At 62.4% G+C, this 18,483-nt stretch carries 13 protein-coding genes; 5 read left to right on the top strand and 8 right to left on the bottom strand.

The window, feature by feature from the left end; translation table 11 throughout:
* Positions 1-148: 148 nt before the first annotated feature.
* The 5 genes from ASC94_RS32945 to ASC94_RS03275 form a co-directional block, all read right to left on the bottom strand.
* Positions 149-2,017, bottom strand: coding sequence for a cellulase family glycosylhydrolase (locus ASC94_RS32945; RefSeq protein ID WP_162251388.1), 1,869 nt, complete (start codon positions 2,015-2,017; stop codon positions 149-151).
* Between the two features lie 97 nt (positions 2,018-2,114).
* Entirely contained in the window at positions 2,115-5,120 is a 3,006-nt protein-coding gene (locus ASC94_RS33075) for a family 43 glycosylhydrolase (RefSeq protein ID WP_082616109.1), read from the bottom strand.
* 4 nt (positions 5,121-5,124) lie between these two features.
* Complete coding sequence (locus tag ASC94_RS03285) at positions 5,125-6,648, bottom strand: alpha-N-arabinofuranosidase (RefSeq protein ID WP_056390660.1); 1,524 nt, start codon at positions 6,646-6,648, stop codon at positions 5,125-5,127.
* Between the two features lie 57 nt (positions 6,649-6,705).
* A complete protein-coding gene (locus tag ASC94_RS03280) occupies positions 6,706-7,779 on the bottom strand; it encodes a non-reducing end alpha-L-arabinofuranosidase family hydrolase (protein ID WP_200955530.1) in 1,074 nt (357 codons plus the stop codon).
* A gap of 588 nt (positions 7,780-8,367) precedes the next feature.
* Positions 8,368-11,043, bottom strand: coding sequence for a TonB-dependent receptor (locus tag ASC94_RS03275; RefSeq protein WP_162251387.1), 2,676 nt, complete (start codon positions 11,041-11,043; stop codon positions 8,368-8,370).
* A gap of 408 nt (positions 11,044-11,451) precedes the next feature.
* On the opposite strand from ASC94_RS03275, the gene ASC94_RS03270 reads away from it, so the two are divergent.
* Genes ASC94_RS03270 through ASC94_RS03255 form a run of 4 tightly spaced genes read left to right on the top strand, consistent with a single transcriptional unit; the run spans position 11,452 to position 16,079 of the window.
* Positions 11,452-12,735: a cyanophycinase gene (locus tag ASC94_RS03270; RefSeq protein WP_162251386.1), complete on the top strand. Its 1,284-nt coding sequence runs from the start codon at positions 11,452-11,454 to the stop codon at positions 12,733-12,735.
* Positions 12,732-14,042 carry a M20 family metallopeptidase gene (locus tag ASC94_RS03265; RefSeq protein ID WP_056390648.1) on the top strand — a complete coding sequence of 437 codons (1,311 nt, stop codon included), beginning with the start codon at positions 12,732-12,734 and terminating at the stop codon, positions 14,040-14,042. The genes ASC94_RS03270 and ASC94_RS03265 overlap by 4 nt, the downstream gene beginning before the upstream one ends.
* A gap of 34 nt (positions 14,043-14,076) precedes the next feature.
* Positions 14,077-15,057 carry a GlxA family transcriptional regulator gene (locus ASC94_RS03260; RefSeq protein ID WP_162251385.1) on the top strand — a complete coding sequence of 327 codons (981 nt, stop codon included), beginning with the start codon at positions 14,077-14,079 and terminating at the stop codon, positions 15,055-15,057.
* Entirely contained in the window at positions 15,054-16,079 is a 1,026-nt protein-coding gene (locus ASC94_RS03255) for an arginine N-succinyltransferase (RefSeq protein ID WP_056390643.1), read from the top strand. The genes ASC94_RS03260 and ASC94_RS03255 overlap by 4 nt, the downstream gene beginning before the upstream one ends.
* Here the strand turns inward: ASC94_RS03255 and ASC94_RS03250 are convergent.
* On the bottom strand, positions 16,076-16,612 hold the full coding sequence (locus tag ASC94_RS03250) for a TetR/AcrR family transcriptional regulator (protein WP_056390639.1): 537 nt from the start codon (positions 16,610-16,612) through the stop codon (positions 16,076-16,078). The two genes, ASC94_RS03255 and ASC94_RS03250, sit on opposite strands and share 4 nt — an antisense overlap.
* Before the next feature lie 127 nt (positions 16,613-16,739).
* Between ASC94_RS03250 and ASC94_RS03245 the strand changes: the two genes are divergently transcribed.
* Entirely contained in the window at positions 16,740-17,471 is a 732-nt protein-coding gene (locus tag ASC94_RS03245; protein WP_056390636.1) for a hypothetical protein, read from the top strand.
* A 50-nt stretch (positions 17,472-17,521) separates the two neighbouring features.
* On the opposite strand, the gene ASC94_RS03240 is transcribed toward ASC94_RS03245, so the two are convergent.
* Together ASC94_RS03240 and ASC94_RS32255 are read right to left on the bottom strand one after the other, a co-directional pair.
* Complete coding sequence (locus tag ASC94_RS03240) at positions 17,522-17,788, bottom strand: hypothetical protein (RefSeq protein WP_056390634.1); 267 nt, start codon at positions 17,786-17,788, stop codon at positions 17,522-17,524.
* 221 nt (positions 17,789-18,009) lie between these two features.
* Positions 18,010-18,183, bottom strand: coding sequence for a hypothetical protein (locus ASC94_RS32255; RefSeq protein ID WP_157201258.1), 174 nt, complete (start codon positions 18,181-18,183; stop codon positions 18,010-18,012).
* Between the last annotated feature and the right edge of the window lie 300 nt (positions 18,184-18,483).

The following is an 18,483-nucleotide window of genomic DNA, read 5'->3' as shown; positions in this document are numbered from 1 at the left end:
CAGGGGGAGGCAAACTGGTTTCGGGTGGAATTGGGCACATACGTTCGGCAGGCAATTTGGATCGGCCACGCCGCGCACCGGCGCCTTCGGTGGGACCGAGGCGCCGGTGCGCGGAGCGCGCTAGTGATGGTGGTGTGGGGCGGAAGTACTACTGAGCCAGTTTGATGGTCGCTCTTTTAATGGCGACGGAACCTTCTGTTCCTGGGAACTGGATGCCGACCCCCACTGCATTCGGAATGCTGAAAGCGGAACATGTGAATTCCGTATCCTGGCCTGCAACCAGCACCTTATTGTCAGTCCAGCACTTGAACTCGGAGGCAGCCCAGTTGGCGGAGTAGGTATAGAACTGCAACAAGGCGTCCGTTCCGCCATTTCGATCGGAGATAAACGTTTGATCGAAATTCAGGACAACCTTCAAGGTAGCGCCAGCCCAATTGACCGGATTGGCAAAGCTGTAGCCAGCAGCAGCGCCGGCCTGGCTGAGCGAAAATTTCATGCCCAAAGCTGATGCGTCGCCTGTCGCGCCACTACTCAAGGTCCAGCTATTGGGGCCGGTATCCAAAGCGATGGCTTTTCCAGCGCCTGCCAAAAGGGCATCCAGTGTCTGTTGATCGCCCACGGCCGGAGTCCTACGGTCAAACACCATGCCGGGATCAACGCCGATTTCCCACATGAACGGCAACATGCCGTTCTCAAGTGCCTTGCGGGTGACATACCGGTGGTAGTACGCGCGCGACGCGCGATGCAGCGCAAGGTCGCCCCCAGTAAGCTGCGTTCGCAACATGGCCGCGAACTCCCCCAGTACAACCGGGATCCCATGGTCTGCGAACTTTGCTTTCATTTTCGAAAATTGTTCGTCAACGTGATCCTCTTCCTCTCGCGTCGCGTTGCGATACGTATCGGTAGTCGAATGGAAGCCGTTACCCCAGTAGTAGAACATTTGCGACCACGGTTCATCCTTGTCCTGGAGCGTAAAGCTGAAGGGGTAAAAATGCACTTCAGCCATTTGGCGGCCCGCAACCGTGTCGGACGGCATGGTATTCCAGTTATCGGCGGCCAGATTGATGTCGGTCCTTGGAGCTTGGATCACCAGCACGCGATAGGCGTTTTTGCCTCCCGTCGAACGCACCGCATCGACAAACGTTTGATGATAGCTGTCAAGCACGGCTATTTGTTCCGCAGTCTCAGCATTGGGTTCGTTGGCGCTGGCGAACAAGACATGCTCGTCAAAGTCGCGCAGCTGCGTAGCAATCTGCTCCCAGTAGGCTTTCTGTTTGGCGTTGACGGCGGCCTTCTTTTCTCCGGTAATATTCCTCTCCAGCCAGCCGCCATCCCAGTGGATATTGACGATGACATAGAGCCCGTTGTCCACTGCGTACTGCACCACCTGCTTCACGCGGTTGAGCCAGGCATCGCTGATCTTGCCGGTTGCCTGGTCGGCATACTGATCCCAGGACAGGGGGATGCGGATCGCATCGAAACCGCTGTCCTTCACCAGCTTGACATATGCGGCGGAAACCATCGGCTGCCCCCAGCAGGTTTCTGCCGCCGGGCTGCAACCCCATGCCTCCATGGTGTTTCCAATATTGGTTCCCAGCTTTATCTTTGCAGCCAGCTGTGTCGCGTTACTGCTCATGCCGGCCGCATCCGGGGCAATCGGATTGGTGTTGTAGCTGGGATAAGCCGTGATTGCAAAAGATTGCGTGGTCTTCGCGCCGCAGCTATTGGTATAAACAGTTGTTGCAGTACAGCTGGCACCAGGGCTTACAAACTGTTCGCGCGCCGAACCTGCTGTCCCGCAACCACTCCATGACCAGGATCCGCCGGCTATCGGTTGCGGTCCGAATGCGATCTGGCTGCCTGCATTAATCGTTGCAGATGCTGTGACATTCCAAGCGCCAGCCGAATAGATATAGGGCGTTACCGCAGTTGGCGTGCAGGTCTGAGCCTGCACGGTTGTGACGCTTGCCAACAGAGCCATTAGAAGGGATTGAATGACCAAACACTGTTTACTCATTTTGGTTATCTCCTGATTATTAATATAGTGACTTGCCGTGGTTCAGTCCTGCGTGCTGCGTGCTGCGTGCTGCAAAGAGGCGGGTGGCGTGTGGCGGTCAGCGGGGGCCGCGGCTTTGCCCGATCCGGTAGTAGTCAAAGTCGACACGGCCGCCGGCGGTCTTGGTCGAATAGAAGAAGAGGGCGTAGCGGTAACCCATGAAGTGCGGGAAGGTGTAGGCCAGGCGCGAGGGACGGCCGATAGGCGTCCAGGATTTGCCGTCGAGGCTGTAGGAGAAGCGGGCCACTTCAGGCGCAGGCTCAAATTCGGCTTCGACCTTGAGATGGACGGTATTGCCGGAGAGCGGGATGGAGGCCACCTCCTCGGGCTGGCCGGAGTCCGCGCTCACCATGACGAGCGATCGCGCGCCACCGCTCATCTTTACGCCGACAAAGCCGTACTTCGCCTGGAAGGCGGCGATGCCGGTGTAGTCGCCGTCTTTCATGCCGCTCACGTCTATGCTGGTGGTGGCGACACTGTGGGGGCCAAAGGTGCGCTGGGTGAGGGTATTCCTGGCCTCGGTCAGGCTGGAATCGACCCTGCTGGTGACGAAGCTCATGTAGCCGGGGCGCTTGGTGAGCGACCAGTTGCGCGGTTCGGGATTGTGATTCCATTGCCAGGCGAGCGGCAGGTCGGCGGCGCCGGGCTTGCGGTTGAATTCGTCGGACGCGACGATGCCCGAGGCACCGGAGGCGCCCTGTGCGCCGGCGGGAATGTCTAGCGTCATCGGCACTTCGCCGTCTTCGCCGAGCACGGGCCAGCCGTCCTTCCAGGTCACGGGCACGAGGTAGGGGATGCGGCCGACTGCACCGTTGTCCTTGAACAGATAGGCATACCATTTGCCTTCCGGTGTGTCGATGAGGCCGCCCTGCGCAATACCGCGGTCATCGAGCGCGATGCGGCCCTCGTAGGGACCGTCGATTGCATCGGCGCGGTGGACGATGACGGTGCGCGCCCAGCGGGTCCCTGGCGAGGCGATGTTGAAGAGGTAGTAGCGGCCGTTGATCTTGGAGAGCTGCGAGCCTTCGCCTTTGAGCCCGCCCTGGTCGGCGCCGAAGAGGGCGTTGGTGCTGTCGACAATGACCTTGTTCACGCCGCCGGGCTTGATGCCGGAGAGATCGGACTGCAGCTCGGTGAGCCATATCTGGCTGCCCCCGTGAACCATGTAAACGCGGCCGTCATCGTCGAAGAACAGGCTATGGTCACCGATCGCAGGCTCGAAACTCGTCTCTTTCCACGGTCCCCGGTCCGGGGCGCGCGTGGTGTAGATATGCGTGCGTCCTCCGGCAGTGGCGGAGAAAGTCGAGGCATGGAACACGCCGTTGTGGTAGCGCAGGCTGCTGGCCCAGGAGCCTGCGCCGTAGGCGTTCTTGCCGTTTTCGAGGCGGTAGGTTTCGCTGTCGGCCAGGGTGTCATAAGCGTAGGAGGCCATGCTCCAGTTGACCAGGTCGGTCGACTTCATGATCGGAAGGCCCGGGCTCATGTGCATTGTGGTGCTGCTCATGTAGTAGGTCTTTCCTACACGGATGACGGCAATGTCCGGGACGTCGGCCCAGATAAGGGGATTGTGGGCGGGATGGGCCACTGCCTTTGGCAGGGGCCGGGACGCGTCGGCACCCCGGGCGAATTTCCAGTAATCGAACTTGAACAGTTCTTCGCCGGCCGCACCGCGGAACACGAAGAAGACATCCTGGACGCCAAGGGCTCCCGAGACCGGCGCAGACTGCAGCTGCCATTCGCCGCCGGTTCCCGCGACCGGCAGCGTGCCGATCAACCGGCCGTCGAGCTTACCCAGGCGAATCTCGATCTTCGCCCCGGTGGCCTGCTTTGCCTTGGCGGTACTGGAGAGGCTGGCCTTGAAGGCGCGCGCGCCGATCGCGCCGAAATCGACGTTGCGCACCTGGATGTAATCACCGTCGTGTATGTCCCGCACATTCTGGCCGCCGGCGCTGCTGGGCTCGATTTTGACACCGGAAGACCAGGCAATGGTCTCGGCTTCCACGCGCCTGTAGGGATCGAGGGTGGCGACCGGCGGAGGCCCTTCCCTGGTCGGCTGCACCAGGGGGACCGAGCCATCCGGGTTGAACTTCAATTCGTCCACGGCGACGGAACGTTTGAAGCCGTCGCCTCCCGGCAGCGCGGCGTTGTGATAGAAGAGGTAGGTCTTGCCCTTGTAATCCACCACGCCAGGGTGGTTGGTGAAGGCGCTTTGCGGTGTCATCACGACGCCGCCGTAGGTCCATGGGCCTTCGGGCGTAGGGCCGGTGGAGTAGGCGAGATGCTCAGGGATGGGACCGCCGGCAAAGAACAGGTAACTGAGATTCTTGCGCTGATAGAGCCAGGGGCCCTCTTCGTAGGATGTGCCGCGCAGGGCACGCTTCGGAAGCGTGACGCCTTGTGTGTCCGGCGGGGTGCGCTCGCCCAGGGCCTTGACGGTCATCGGATGGCCAATGATGCCATTTTCGCCTACGCTGGTGTCGTAGGAAACCATGTCCTTGTTCAGCTTCACCGACCACAGGTTGGGATTGCCCCAGGCGAGATAGGCCTGGCCTTTGTCGTCGATGAAAACGGTCGGATCGATGCTGTCGTACAGTCCGCCAGCGTGGCCGGCGATCAGCGGTTTCTTGAGGGGATCGGTGTAGGGCCCCAGGGGACTATCGGCCACCAGCACGCCGATGCCCCGGCCATGCACCGGGGCATAGAGATACCATTTCCCATCCCGCTCGATCGCCTGGGGAGCCCAAGCGCCGTTGTCAAAACCGTCCCAGCCGGAGATTTCCTTGGCAGCCCAGGGGAAATCCCGGAGGGAGGCGATCACGCCATGCTGGGTCCAGTTCACCATGTCGGTCGTCGTGGCGAGCACCCAGTTCTTCATCCGGAAATTGTTCTTTTCGCCGATGTCTTCGTCGTGGCTGGAAAACAGGTAGAGCGTGCCCTTATGGACCATGGGCGCCGGATCGGCGGTGTACATGGTTTGGATAACCGGGTTGAGCGCGAACGACGCGCTGGGCAACCCGGTCAACAGCGACAAGAGAACGGCAGCGGAGCAGGCTGTCTTTTTCATGAGCTTACTCCTCCAAAGAGACCACGATCACGGCCTTGGCAGGCACTTTGATCGCCAGCTTGCCGCCTGCGGCTCGCGCGCTGAACGCCGCCGGCTTGACGGCTTGCGGTTGCTCGAACGTGTTGTGCGCGTCCATCGCGGCTGAGGTCAGCACCTTGCCTGCCGCACCTTTTACCTTCGTGCCGGCGACGTTGACGGCGACTTCCACCGGCTTGGACGGATCGGTGTTGACCAGCGCCAGGTAGAGCTTGCCGTCCTTGGCGCGTGCCGCCGACGCGCTTACGCCGGGAATGGTCGTTGAACCGAGGGTGTAACTGGTGTTGTCCTTGATGGCCAGCGGCAGCGTCTTGGCATCCTGGAACGGCACATACATCTGGAACGTGTAGTAGGTCGGGGTCAGGACCATCTTCTCCTTGTCCGTCAGGATCATCGCCTGCAGGACGTTGACCATCTGGGCGATGGTGGTCATGGGGACCCGCTCGGCGTGCTCATGGAAGATATGGAAGCTCAGCGCCGCCACGAGCGCGTCGCGCAGGGAGTTCTGCTGGTACAGCCCGCTTCTGCCTTCCTCGTCATACCAGGTGCCCCACTCGTCGATCATGAGCCCGATCTTCTTCTCTGGATCGTTCTTGTCCAGCACGGCCAAGTGATCTTTGATGATCTGATCCATTTTTGAAGCAGCGGCGAGGGTCGAGATCCACTCGTCTTCCTTGAAGCCGAGGGTCTTGCCCTTGACTTCCCAGATCCCGCTCGGGATGGTGTACTGGTGGATGCTGATGCCGCTCGTGCGGTCCTTCAGTTCCTTGCTCAGGACTTCGGTCCACGAGGTGTCGCCGCCGGCGGCGATCATTTTCGGCCTGGCCTTCTCGGGCGCCCTCAGGAAATGCTCGTAATTGCTGTACAGGTTGGCGTAGTACCCGGGCTTCATGTTGCCGCCGCAGCCCCACAACTCATTGCCGATACCGAAATAGGCGACCTTGAACGGCTTGTCGCGCCCGTTCTGGGCGCGCAGGCGGGCCAGGGGCGAGCCGCCGTCCGACGTCATGTACTCGACCCAGTCGGACATCTCCTGCACGCTGCCGGTGCCGACGTTGCCGTTGATGTAGGCCTCGGTGCCCAGCATGTCGATCAGGTCGAAGAATTCGTGGGTGCCGACGGCGTTGATCTCGTCTACGCGGCCGCCGTTGACGTTGCTCGGACGCTTGTCCTGTGGGCCGATGCCGTCGCGCCAGTGGTAGCTGTCGGCGAAGCAGCCGCCCGGCCAGCGTACCAGCGGCACATGCAGCTCCTTGAGCGCGCCGACGACGTCATTGCGCCAGCCCCTGGTGTTGGGGATGTTCGAGTTCGTGCCGACGTACATGCCTTCGTAGACGCCGGTGCCGAGGTGTTCGGCGAACTGGCCGTATACATTTTTATTGATGACCGGGCCGGGTTTGCCGGCGTCGATGCTGATGCTGACCTGGCCGGCGGCAAAGACCGGTGCCGCGATGATGCCAAGCACGGCGAGGCTGTGTTTGATGAAGTTCATACAGAGGTTTTCCAGACAGTTGGTATTTGAAGAATGCAGCAAAGCCGGCGCGCTGGATCAGCGGCAGAGTGCGCTCACTGGGTTTTTGCCCTTCGTCGTGATCACGCCCAGGCGGTACGGAACCTTGATGTAGTCGTCCACATGCACTGCAGGGTCATTGCCCTGGAAGAGGTATTCGAGCGGCCGGCAAGGATCGATGGTCATCGTTTGATCGGTATTCGTCCGCACCAGCTCACCGTGGGAAATCCCTTCCGACCAGATCTGTTCAACATTGTCGCGCGTCGCGAAAGCGTTCATTGGCGCGGAGGAGAATGGCTCCCATTTTCCGTCCAGGCCATCGCTCTTCCAAATCCGGAAATAGCGTCCTTGCGGCGAAATTGCCTCCACCAGCGTAATGTAGGTATTGGTGTTGGCGATTTTGTAGGTATTGCTCGCCTCGAAGACGTCTTCCTTTTTTTCGGTCATGACAGCGACCGTGTTATGGAAGCCATTCGGAAATTGCGCTAGTTCGGTTTCGGACCGGAGCAGGCGTCCGTTATCATCTGTACCGAACATATAGCATTTTTTATCGTCGCAGATGACCCAGAAATCCAGCCAGCCAACGCCTAGCGGGGCTTTGACGATGTCGGGCACGACCGGGAAGAACGGTTTCGGCGCGCTCCACGACATGGGATCGCTGATGTCTTTCGTGGTCGAATAAAGCGGATCGGCGCCCTGATATACGAGATACCACGTTTTCTGCGGAGCGAAATAAAACACCTGCGGCGCTGCGCGATAACCTGGCCCCATGGGGGACTTGTCAAGCGGGACGATTTTCGCGGCTGACGCGTTCGACCAGTTGTCAAAACTGGTGTACCCAAGGCCCCAGCCAGCCGTCCCGGCCGTTGTGAGAAATACGTGATACTTTCCGTTCGCGTAAACGATCGAAGGATCTTTGACGGCGTAAATTGTCTGGTTCGGGTCTGGCTGAGGCGCAATAAGCGGCGGGCTCGAAGTCCAGTTAAACGCCAGTTTGGCAGGCTGCGCGGCAGACTCGGCTGGGCTGCTGGCAACGGCTTTATCCCCGCCACAACCCCATACTGCCAGGACAACCCAGAGGGTTGCCGTCATACTGCGTTTTTTTAAATTCATTTAGTCTCCCTTTTTTTGCGCGGCCGACCGGATACACCCGGGCCGGGTAGCTTGCGCTGGCCGGCTTAGCCAAGTCGATGGGGGTGGGGCGCTACAAATTGGGGGCATTCCGGTTTCCACTTGCGGGACCGGAATCGGCCCCATCTGTGCCGCGATCCGGCGGAGTCTATCCGAAATACTGCGGCAAAAATACGGGCTGAAAAGGGCCGGCGCATGCCATGACGGCCTTAAGAAAAGAATCTGCACGGCCGATACAGGGGCGCGTGCAGATTTTGCTATTGATCGCTTTAACCGGCCGCTCTCCGGGCCAGCCGGCGCCTGCATTCCAGCGGCCGAGGTGCTATCGCCGCGCGGCGGATGTAAGGAAGTGCAGTATCAATACGATTTTCTGCATGCTTGTAATATCCCCATCATTCGCGCTAGTTCGGCGCCGATCTGCTCGCGCGAGGACGGCCCGGATGACGGCCCGGTCGTTGGGGGAAACGCGGATGAAGGGTTCCAGAAAGCCGGGGGAATTAAGGCAGAGTGCGCGCTGGTGGCGAGACGGCCCCGCCTGCCGTATGGCAGGCAAGGGCGCCTGAGGGGAGATTAGAACTTGTACTGCAGGTTGGCAAACATCGAGCGGCCGCGCGGGTCACCGTAAGTCGGGTCCCACGTCACTTCGAAATAGCGCGACTGGTTGGTGAATGGCGGCGCCGTATCGAACATATTGATCACGCCGGCGCGCAGCTTGAGGTTCTTGCTGAACGCATAGCTACCCGTCAAATCCCACAACGAGTAGGCTTTCACGTCGCGGTCGTTCCAGCCAGGATCCGCCAGGCCCGGGATGTTCTGGTCGCGATAGCTGGAGAAGAAGGTGTTGCCCAGGCTCAGACTGACCGGACCCTCAGTCCAGTCAAGATTGAGCTTGTGGCGCCAGCGCTGCACGGCCTTGTCGTCGCGGAACACGCCCAGGCCGTCCGTCATCGGCGAATTCGGATCGGACTGGAACTTGTACTCGGTGATCAGCGTTCCGTTCAGGCTGGCGCTGAAGCGGCCCAGCGAGGTGGCGTCGCTGCGCCAGTTCAGCGCAATATCGAACCCTGAAGTATTGAGCTTGCCACGGTTCTCCTTCTTGAACTGCAGGTAGGACACGGCGCCATCTTCGTCCCGCACCACGATCTGCGGATCGTTGTAGTAGATCGGGTTGTCGAACACCGTCTGTTCGCCAATTTCCGAAATAATGTCGGTCTTGCGGATGATCCAGTAGTCGAGGCTGGCGTTCCAGTTCCTGTTCGGCTCCAGCACCAGGCCAGCGGAGAACTGCTTGGATTTCTCCGGTTTCAGCTGCGGGTTGCCGTAACGGTCCAGGTCGAACTGGGCAATCTCGCCCGATACCGGGTCACTGACAAAGCTGGCCGTAGTGCCGGAACGCACCGGCAGGAACAGTTCCGCGATCGACGGGGCACGGAAGCCGGTGCCGTAGGAAGCGCGGGCCAGCACTTCCTTGTTCGGGCGGTAGCTGACGGCCACCTTCGGATTGGTGGTGGTCAGCTTTGGCGTGGTGACGTTGGTGAGCGGATCGTGCACGCCTTTGTAGCGGTCGTGCCGGATGGCGAACTGGCCTTCCCATTCCTTGCTGAAGGGGGCATTGATCTCCGTGTAGATGCCGGCGATGTCGCGCGAATTGGACGTGTCGGCCAGCAATTCGTCCGAGCTTGCCCGGTCGCCCTGCACGTCGTTGGTGCGCAGCGCATCGGTGGAGCTGAACGCCGTTTTCTCGCGCCGCAGTTCGGCGCCCACCGCCAGCATCACGTCGCCGCCGGCCAGCGCCATCAGCGAGCGGGTCAGCTTGCCATCGAAGCTGTCGCTGGTGCCTTTGGAGATACGCGCCGCGCCATTGATCTTGATCGAGTCCATGAACTTGCGGCCGGCGTCATCGGTGGCCGGGACAAACGGATTGTACTTGCCGCTGGCCATGCCGGCCAGCAGTTTGCTGCGCGATACCCAGCCATCGATATCGAGGTCGGTAGCCTTGTTCACGCTGTGGTTGTAAGCCGTATCGTATTCCCAGTCGCCCACCTTGCCGGTCGCACCCAGCACGAAGCGTGACCCTTTACTGGTTACTTCCGAGGTACGGCGGCCCGCATCGGTGAGCCGGAAGCGGAAGTTGATGGGGGTAGTGATGCCGGTCTTTGCCTGCAGATCGGCTGGCAGGGAGATGCCGTTGTCGGTGCCGTTGATGCTGCCCGAGGTGGCGGGCGAGGCGGCGTAGCTGGTTTCGGCTTTGCTCAGCAGGACTTCCGCAAATACTTGATGGGCGTCTCCCACCAGGAAGGTGCCGCGGCCGATAAAGCTTTGTTTTTTGGATTCCGGATAGACTTCCGAGTCGCCCATGTAGTTGAAGGAGCAGCCTTCCGTGCCGCCGGGGCCGAGCGGCCGTACCACGTTCGGGCTGCCGTTCACGCAGGAATCCTTGCCGAAGTTGACGCGCCGGCCCGGCGATGGCACCCAGGTGCCGCCGGGGCCGGAGCCTTTCAGGTAGCCCGATCTGTTCAAGGTTGCCAGCTGGGCGGAGGTGAGGTCCACGTTGGCCGGGAAAGTGTAGCTCGACAGCTGCGGCGACAGGCGGTCGGGCAGGCTGTATTCCTGCATGAATTTGCGCTGCGAGCTGGCCAGGCGGTCCGTTTGCTGCACGTCCAGTGCGCCGAACACGTTGAAGCGGTCGGTACTGAGATTGCCGATGCCGCCGGACAGCGAGGCCGATTTCTTGCCGCCGCCGCCTTCGTCCGTACCCAGCGCATACACGCTGGCATCGCCACCCTGGTAATCCTTGCGGGTGATGAAGTTGATCACGCCGCCCATGGCATCGGTGCCGTAAATCGCCGATGCGCCATCCTTGAGCACTTCCACGCGCTGGATGGCGCCGGCCGGGATGTTGTTCAGGTCGACACCGGAATTGTCGCCGGGGCTGGCGAAGTTGGCCATGCGGCGGCCGTTCAGCAGCACCAGCGTGCTCGACACGCCCAGGCCGCGCAGGTTGGCACCGTTAAAGCCGCGCTGGCCGCCCATGACGTCGCTGACGCTGGCGCCATCGGTCAGGCCGCCCACGTTCGAGGAAATCTTCTGCAGCAGCTCGGCAGCAGTGGTCACCCCGGACTTGTCGATATCTTCCCGCTTGATGATCTCGACCGGCAGCGCTGCCTCGCCCTCGATGCGCTTGATACTGGAGCCGGTGATTTCCACGCGCGGCATGGCTTGCGCGTAAGCGATGTTCGTGCCCATGCCCATGCTGCCTAGCGCGAGCAATACAGCATGGGTGCAGCGGGAGCGGCGGAATACAGACGCCTTGTGCGTGCCAGGTATTTTCATGCGATCAGTCCTCGTCAGTGGGTAGTAATACGCAAGCAACATGCTTGTGCCGCCCCGGGGGGTGATGAAACAGTTTCATAGTATGCAACGTTGAGCACCTTGCGCGCACGTTAAACCGCGTGGGTCGCTCTGTGTGAAAGCGGTGTCGCATTTGCAATGAAAGTTAGCTATCATCTGTTGCGGACTTTCCACAGCGCGACATGCAATTGCCAATGTGCGCAAACAGGGGAGCGTGTTAGGCCACAGCGTGGCTACGGCGGCCAGATCAATGGCAACATGGCGGAAATGCAAATCTGGCGAAGGAGCTTGTTGGTGAAATCCGTGTCGAGACTGCTGTTATGTGCGGCGCAGCTGAGCGCTTTATGGGCGGGTTCCGCCGTCCACGCCGCGGAGACGCCGCCGGCGCTGGCGTTCCGGCCTGTTGCCGGCACGGTGATACCGATGGGCGGTGCCGTGCGCTCCGATAACGAGGCGGTACGCCAGCGGCTGGTGCAACTGGCCGGTGGCGCCGCCGCACGGTTCGTGGTGATCCCCAGCGCGTCCGCACGCCCTGAAACGTCGGGTGCGGATGCGGTAGAACAACTTCGGCGCCGCGGCGCGCAGGCGGAATTGCTGAAGATCGCACCGCGCTGGGCAGGCGAGACGCTGGAGTCCGCACGCCGGGCAGCGGCCGACCCTGCCAATGTGGCGCAGATCCGCGCCGCCACGGGCGTGTTCTTTACCGGCGGTGCGCAGGAGCGCACGGCGGACGTGCTGAATCCGGAAGGGGTGGCGTCGCCCGTGCTGCAGGCCGTGCGCGAATTGCAGGCGCGCGGCGGCGTGATTGCCGGCAGCAGCGCCGGTGCCGCCATCATGAGCAGCACCATGTTCCGCGATGCGCTGAATCCCGTGCAGGTGATGAAGGGCGTGATGCGCGATGGCAAGGAGATCGATCGCGGCCTGGGCTTTGTTGGCGACCAGCTGTTCATAGACCAGCACTTCCTCAAGCGGGGCAGGGTGGGGCGGATGCTGGCACTGATGCTGGCCAAAGGCTACAAGGTGGGGCTCGGGGTGGACGAGAATACCGCAGCCATTATCCACGGCAGTGAAATCGAAATTGTCGGCGGCAGCGGCGCGCTCCTGCTGGACTTGCGCCAGGCCACGCAGGAAGCGGGGCCGGTGAACGTGCGCAACGTGAGGATTTCCTATCTCGATAATGGCGACCGTTACGACCTGGCCACGTTGAAGGGCCAGGTGCTGGCGGCCAAACAGGCCAGGGGCGAGATCAAGTTTCTCCAGCCGGGCTTTGTTTCGGACCTGGAATACATGCGTCCCGCCTACACCGACATCCTCGGCGAAAACACCATCCTGCGCGCGCTGACGCAGCTGGTGGAGGGCCCGCGCGATCATGTTCGCGGCATCGCCTTCGACCTGGAGCAGTTCCCCGATTCGCCAGTGGCCGATCCTGCTCCCGAGCTGGGTTTCGAGTTCATACTGCGGCGCGACCAACAGACGCATGGCTGGGACAACGCCGGGCTGGACAACAATGATTATTCGATCTTCGATGCGCGGCTCGATGTGCGGCCGGTGCGGCTGAAAACGCCTTTCTATCAGGCGTGGCAATGAAGCCGGGACGCTGGATCGCCGCTCTGCTGCTGTGCAGCCTGCCCGCCGCTGCGGTGGCGCAGCCTGCACCGGCCCGCTACCACGCGCAGATCGATGCCGAGGCAGCGAAAGTGCTGCCGGAAGTGGTGAACTGGCGGCGCGACCTGCACGCCCATCCCGAACTGGCATTTCAGGAGCGCCGCACGGCGGATCTGGTGGCGCAAGAACTGGGCCGCATGGGCTACGAAGTGACGCGGGGCCTGGCAGAGACGGCTGTGATCGGCTTGCTGAAAACCGGGCGTCCCGGCCCGGTGGTAGCCCTACGGGCCGATATGGATGGCTTGCCTGTGACGGAAGACACCGGCCTGGCGTTTGCTTCTCGCGAGCGGGTGCAGGCGGGCGGCAAGGAAGTCGGCGTGATGCACGCCTGTGGCCATGACATGCACGTGGCCATGCTGCTGGGGGTGGCGCGCGTGCTGGCCGCGATGCGCGGGCAATTGCCGGGCACCGTCAAGCTGGTGTTCCAGCCTGCCGAGGAGGGCGTGGCCAATGAACCGAATGGCGCGGAACGGCTGGTCAAGGCGGGTGTGCTGGAAAACCCCAAGGTATCGGCCATGTTTGGCCTGCACGTCGGCATTACGCCGCAGCCTACGGGAACCATCTCCACCCGTGCACGCGGGCTGATGGCCGGCGGCGACACCTTCGAGATCGTGGTGCGGGGCCGCCAGACCCACGGTGCCCTGCCGTGGAATGGGGTGGACCCGGTCGTGGTGGCGGCGCAGATTGTGCTGGGGCTGCAAACCATCGTCAGTCGCCAGACCGATTTGACGGTGGCGCCGGCCGTGATCACGGTCGGCACACTGCACGCTGGCGAGCGCCCGAACATCGTGCCCGGTGAAGTCAGAATGAGCGGCACGATACGCAGTTTCGATCCGGCGGTGCGCGAGCAGCTGCTGTTGCAGGTCAGGCGCACGGCAGAACATCTGGCGCTGTCGGCCGGTGCCACGGCCGGTGTGAGTTTTGATGCCGGTTATCCCGTGACATGGAACGATCCGGCGCTGACGGCGAAAATGCTGCCTAGCCTGCGCCGCGTGGCGGGCGCCCGGTTGCTGGGCGACGTGGCGCCGAGTACCACGGCGGAGGATTTTTCCTATTACGGCCGGCACGTGCCGTCCATGCTGTTTTTCCTCGGCGTGAATCCGCCCGGGGCAGATCCGGCACAGTGGGCCGCCAACCATTCACCGCGTTTCAATCCCGATGAGGCGGCCTTGCTGACTGGCGTGCGCGCGCTCGCCAGCCTGGCGGCCGACTATTTGACTGGCAACTGACAGCATGGGGAATCCCTGTTCCGTTTCATTGATCTTGCTGCCCGGCTTCTCGCTGTTCACGCTGGGGGCGGTGCGTGCTGCGTTCACCATAGCCAATGAGGTGGAAGGGGAGACCTTGTACCGGCTGCGCCAGTATAGTCCGGAAGGCGAAGCGGCCTTGTCCCAGTGCGGCCTGACGCTGGCGGCGGAACCGTTGGGCAGGTTGAATGTCGAGCAGCCCGGCCTGCTGTTGCTGATCGCGGACGAACGCATTGACGAGCGCCTGGACGAAGAGGCCAGCCACCACCTGGGCCAGCAGCTACGCCATCTGGGCCGGGACAGTAGCTGGGTCCTGGGCGCTTGCGGTACGGGCGCGCAAGTGCTGGCGCAACACGGCCTGCTCAACGGCTACCGCGCCGCGATTGACTGGCAATTGCAAGCGGAGGCAGCGCAGCGCTACCCCGATACGGTATTCACGCAGGGGCTGTACGAGCTTGACCGCAACCGCATCAGTGCCGGCGCCGGCGCTGCGGTGATCGATTTGCTCCTGCACTGGCTGGGCAAGCGCCACGGCAGCATGTTTGCCGCCGAAGTGGCGGTCGCGCTGGGCCTGGAAAGGCTGCGTGGCGGAGATGAGCGCCAACCCGTGCCCGCATCGGCGCAGCCGGCGGTGGGCTCGACACGGCTCAGGGATGCGCTGGAACTGATGGCGGCCAACCTGGCCGAACCGTTGCCGGCGGAAGATATAGCGCAATTGGTTGGCGTGTCGCGCCGCCAGCTTGAGCGGCTGTTCCGCCAGCACCTGGATACCTTCCCATCTCGCTACTACCTGGAGCTGCGGCTCAAGCATGCCCGCCGCCAGTTAAAACAGACCACGCTCTCGATCCAGCAAGTTGGCCTGGCTTGCGGGTTTTCCTCGGGCTCGCATTTTTCCACCACCTACCGCAACTATTTTGCCTGCACTCCGCGGGAGGAACGTGCCCGGCATACCATGCCGCTGGTCGAGGCCGACAACGCCGGAGAGGAGATGAAATGAATCACCTGGACTACCTGTTGCGCCCGGCAACCCTGGATGATCTCGACGCCATCGAGACATTTTCCAAGGCGGCGACATTCGGCATCCGTACCTTGAAACCCGACCGTGCCCGGCTGGCGGCGCGTATCGAACGTTCGCTGCTCGCCTTTGCCGGCAGCGAAGCGTTGAACGGCGATGAAATTTACCACTTTGTGCTGGAGGATCTGCGGGCCGGGCGCGTGGTGGGCACCAGCGGCATCGTTGCCAGCGCCGCCTCGGATGGCCGCTTCTACTGCTACCGGAACGAGTTTCTCGCACACGCGAGCGAGGAGCTGGGCATCACCAATCGCGAGCACACCTTGCGCCTGTGTGAAGACCTGTCCGGCCACACCTTGCTCAGTTCCTTCTACATCGAGCCCGCGTACAGCGGCACGCTGGCGCCGCAGCTGCTGTCGCGCGGCCGCCTGGTGTTCATCCGCAACTACCCGCACCTGTTCGCGGAACGGATAGGCGCGGAAAATCCCGGCCTGTGCGACGACGAGGGGAACAGCCCGGTGTGGGACGCGCTGGGCCACCGCTTCTTCAAGATGCCGTTTCCCGAGGCCGAGCAGCGCACGGGCGGGCGTTCCAAGAGTTTCATTGCCGAGCTGATGCCGCGCATGCCTGTGTATGTGTCGCTGCTGTCCAATGACGCCCAATGGGCCATGGGGCAGTTGCATCCGGATGGCGAACTGCCGTTCGGCATGCTGGTAGCGGAAGGGTTCGACGTGGATTCCTACGTGGACATCTTCGATGGCGGCCCCATCGCGGAGGCGCGTGTCGCCATGCTGCGCTCCGTGGTGTCGGCGCTCAATGTGGCGCTGCGCGGCGATGCGGGCAGCGAGGGCGAGGCCTGCCTGGTCGCCAACATGGCCCGCGCAGATTTCCGCGCCACCCTGGCGCACGGCAAATTCCTCGACGATACCTTGCAGATCACGCGTCCGGCGATGCAACGGCTCGGGCTGGCCGAGGGCGCACGCGCCTGTGCTGTGCGGGTGAGCTAATGCTGTGCCAGCGCCCGGGTACTTAGCCTGAGCGCGTTGGCCGCCACGTCCAGCTCAAACCGCTGGCGCCCGGTGAGCCAGCTGTCGAGCAGCGAGAGCTGGGCATCCGCAATCTGGCGCGCGAGCACCACAATGGGCAGGCTGAGCAGGGTGGGGGGATGGCGTTCGAGGCGCAGCGCGATCGCGGCTGCCAATGTGTCGCCGAGCAGGGGCCTGGTCGGCCAGGCGAGCAGGACGCGCGCCACGTGCTGGTTGTCGCGGAAATGGCGAAGCAAGACACTAACGTTCTCGTCCTGCGCGGAGTCGCCGGCCAAGTCGGCCAGGGTGGAAAACGGCGCGGCGATACTGGCCTTCAATAAGTCGTGCTTGGTCCGATAGTGTTCATAGCATGTTGAGCGGCCCACGTTCGCGCGCTGCGCAACGGCAGAGAGCTTGAGCGCCTCATAGCCCTGCTCCATCAGCAATTCCAGAAACGCGGTGTTGAGCGCCGCACGGGTGCGCTGGCTGCGGCGGTCCTGCAGATGATCAAGCACTTGGGCCTCTCAATGACGGATATTGCGGTGGTTTTGTCCGCTATCGGATGAGCAGGGAAAACGCTCCGCCATCTGATGCGATGCCAATGATATTACTGGGGCTCCAATCATAAAGCAAAGGAACCCCATGCGTACTCATACTACCCCTCCGCTCGCGTCAACCCGCCGGCGCGCGGCGAGTGCTATCGCCTGCACCACCGCGCTTGCGCTGGTCGCCTTGTTTCATCACCCCGTCGTGAGCAGAACCGTTCCGGTCCAGGAAAGCATCGCGCAAATCGCGTCGGTGCAAATGGCGGACGGCCTGGTGCACGGCGCGCTGATTGTGATGCTGGCGTTGTTGGCGGCAGGGTTTGCGGTTTTCGGCGCGCTGTTGGGGAGCGGACGCCCGTCCGTGATTGCCGCGATCGCGGCATATGCGTGCGGCTGTGTCCTCGTTGTTGGTGCCATGTTGCTGGACGGTTTTGTCGTGCCCCAACTGGCGCGCCAGTTCATCGCTTCGCCTCAAGGCGATATCGAGGTTGTCCACATCGTGCTACGCGTCATCGGCACGGTGATTCAGGTGCTGACCAAGGCCGGCTTGTTGTCGATGTGCGCGGCATTGTTGATGTGGTCATACGCTTTGTTGTCCGCCTCCGTTTTGCCTTGGTCGCGCTGGTGCGCCTCGGTGGGGCTGGTTGCAGGCGTGCTGCCCGCCCTCATTATCCTGTTGGTGGAGATGCGCCTCACCCCAGCCAGCCTGATGGCGATTTTTGGCGTGCACGCCGCATGGAACTTCTCGGTCGCCGCCATGCTGCTACGAACAAGCGTCAGCAGTCGGGCAATCGTCGACCGCGAAAACGGCGGCCGGCTTTGGGGGTAGGGCGATGGCTGGCGCGCCACGGCGCGCAAGACCCGCCGGCTGCAAGGCCGTCAATTCGCGCTGGCACTACCCGGGGCGAGCTGCCTGCGGTCGGTCTCCACCACGCCCAAACCAACGTTGTGTGCCATGGTTTGCGCCAGAACTGGGCCGCCGCACGGGGTGTTCAGGGTGGCGCAGGCAATCTCGACGCCACCTTTCCAGACGCGGAAGCTGCCGTACCATTCGCCCGGCTTCGGTCCGGCGTGGGAGGCATACTCCAGGCGGTAGTCACCGGCGAAATGCCGCTGGGTGGAGGTTGCGTACTTGGGTTCGGTCATGTGTGCTTCGCTGAAGTGGTTGCAATCGTGGCCTGATGCACGGGCAGGCGGCATCATGAATGCGGCGGCCGGTAAGGAGCCGCCGCCTGCCTGGGCTTGACGCTGGCTCGGGCCATGGCCCGAGGCGCTTCGACATTTCCGCAACGGACAGGCAAGCGCTCTGCCACGCAGCCATACGCGCGTTTGTGAGGCCAATCGCGCCCAGCGGAGGCGTAATCGCGCTACAAGGGGCTGCTCGAAGGTTTGGGAATGGAAATTGCCACTGGATCGCTGGCCGGGAAAGTCTCGTCCAGGCCCTCGTCGAGCGCCGCATCTTGATGGCCTTCCGGCTTGGAAGACGCTACGCTGCCTGGCGGCAGTTTCGGTGCAGCGGCGTTGCTGGCAGCCTTGTTCATGGTATACCTCGTATGGCTAGCGGTCTGGGATGCATGCGGCAGGACGCAATATGGCCTTCTGACGAAATCGCACAAGGCCGATTGCACACGCAGCATGCGCCGATTTTGTCCAACTGTATAGCGCGGCAGCCATCGCCAACGCCGGCATGTTCCTGCTCGGCATTCATAATGTGACGCTAGCAAGAAACCGACAGGGCGCGCCTGCCATGGCCGGGTGCGGCTGTCGCGCGAATCCTTGCCAGGCAAGGCGGGGGCAGGGCGGCGCGCCATACGTTTGCCCCGGCAGCACAAGCTTGTCAC

Origin of the sequence: Massilia sp. Root418, assembly GCF_001425265.1 — a bacterium.
Taxonomy (GTDB): Bacteria; Pseudomonadota; Gammaproteobacteria; order Burkholderiales; family Burkholderiaceae_D; genus Rugamonas.
The sequence above is the reverse complement of the archived record's forward strand: the minus strand, read 5'-3'. Positions and strand labels throughout refer to the sequence as shown.

What these genes read in the sequence shown, in the direction of transcription:
- ASC94_RS32945 (WP_162251388.1), bottom strand. Translation starts at nt 2,017, where the DNA reads ATGAGTAAACAGTGTTTGGTCATTCAATCCCTTCTAATGGCTCTGTTG.
- ASC94_RS33075 (WP_082616109.1), bottom strand. Translation starts at nt 5,120, where the DNA reads ATGAAAAAGACAGCCTGCTCCGCTGCCGTTCTCTTGTCGCTGTTGACC.
- ASC94_RS32255 (WP_157201258.1), bottom strand. Translation starts at nt 18,183, where the DNA reads ATGAACAAGGCTGCCAGCAACGCCGCTGCACCGAAACTGCCGCCAGGC.
- ASC94_RS03280 (WP_200955530.1), bottom strand. Translation starts at nt 7,779, where the DNA reads ATGAATTTAAAAAAACGCAGTATGACGGCAACCCTCTGGGTTGTCCTG.
- ASC94_RS03240 (WP_056390634.1), bottom strand. Translation starts at nt 17,788, where the DNA reads ATGACCGAACCCAAGTACGCAACCTCCACCCAGCGGCATTTCGCCGGT.
- ASC94_RS03245 (WP_056390636.1), top strand. Translation starts at nt 16,740, where the DNA reads ATGCGTACTCATACTACCCCTCCGCTCGCGTCAACCCGCCGGCGCGCG.
- ASC94_RS03275 (WP_162251387.1), bottom strand. Translation starts at nt 11,043, where the DNA reads ATGGGCACGAACATCGCTTACGCGCAAGCCATGCCGCGCGTGGAAATC.
- ASC94_RS03285 (WP_056390660.1), bottom strand. Translation starts at nt 6,648, where the DNA reads ATGAACTTCATCAAACACAGCCTCGCCGTGCTTGGCATCATCGCGGCA.
- ASC94_RS03255 (WP_056390643.1), top strand. Translation starts at nt 15,054, where the DNA reads ATGAATCACCTGGACTACCTGTTGCGCCCGGCAACCCTGGATGATCTC.
- ASC94_RS03265 (WP_056390648.1), top strand. Translation starts at nt 12,732, where the DNA reads ATGAAGCCGGGACGCTGGATCGCCGCTCTGCTGCTGTGCAGCCTGCCC.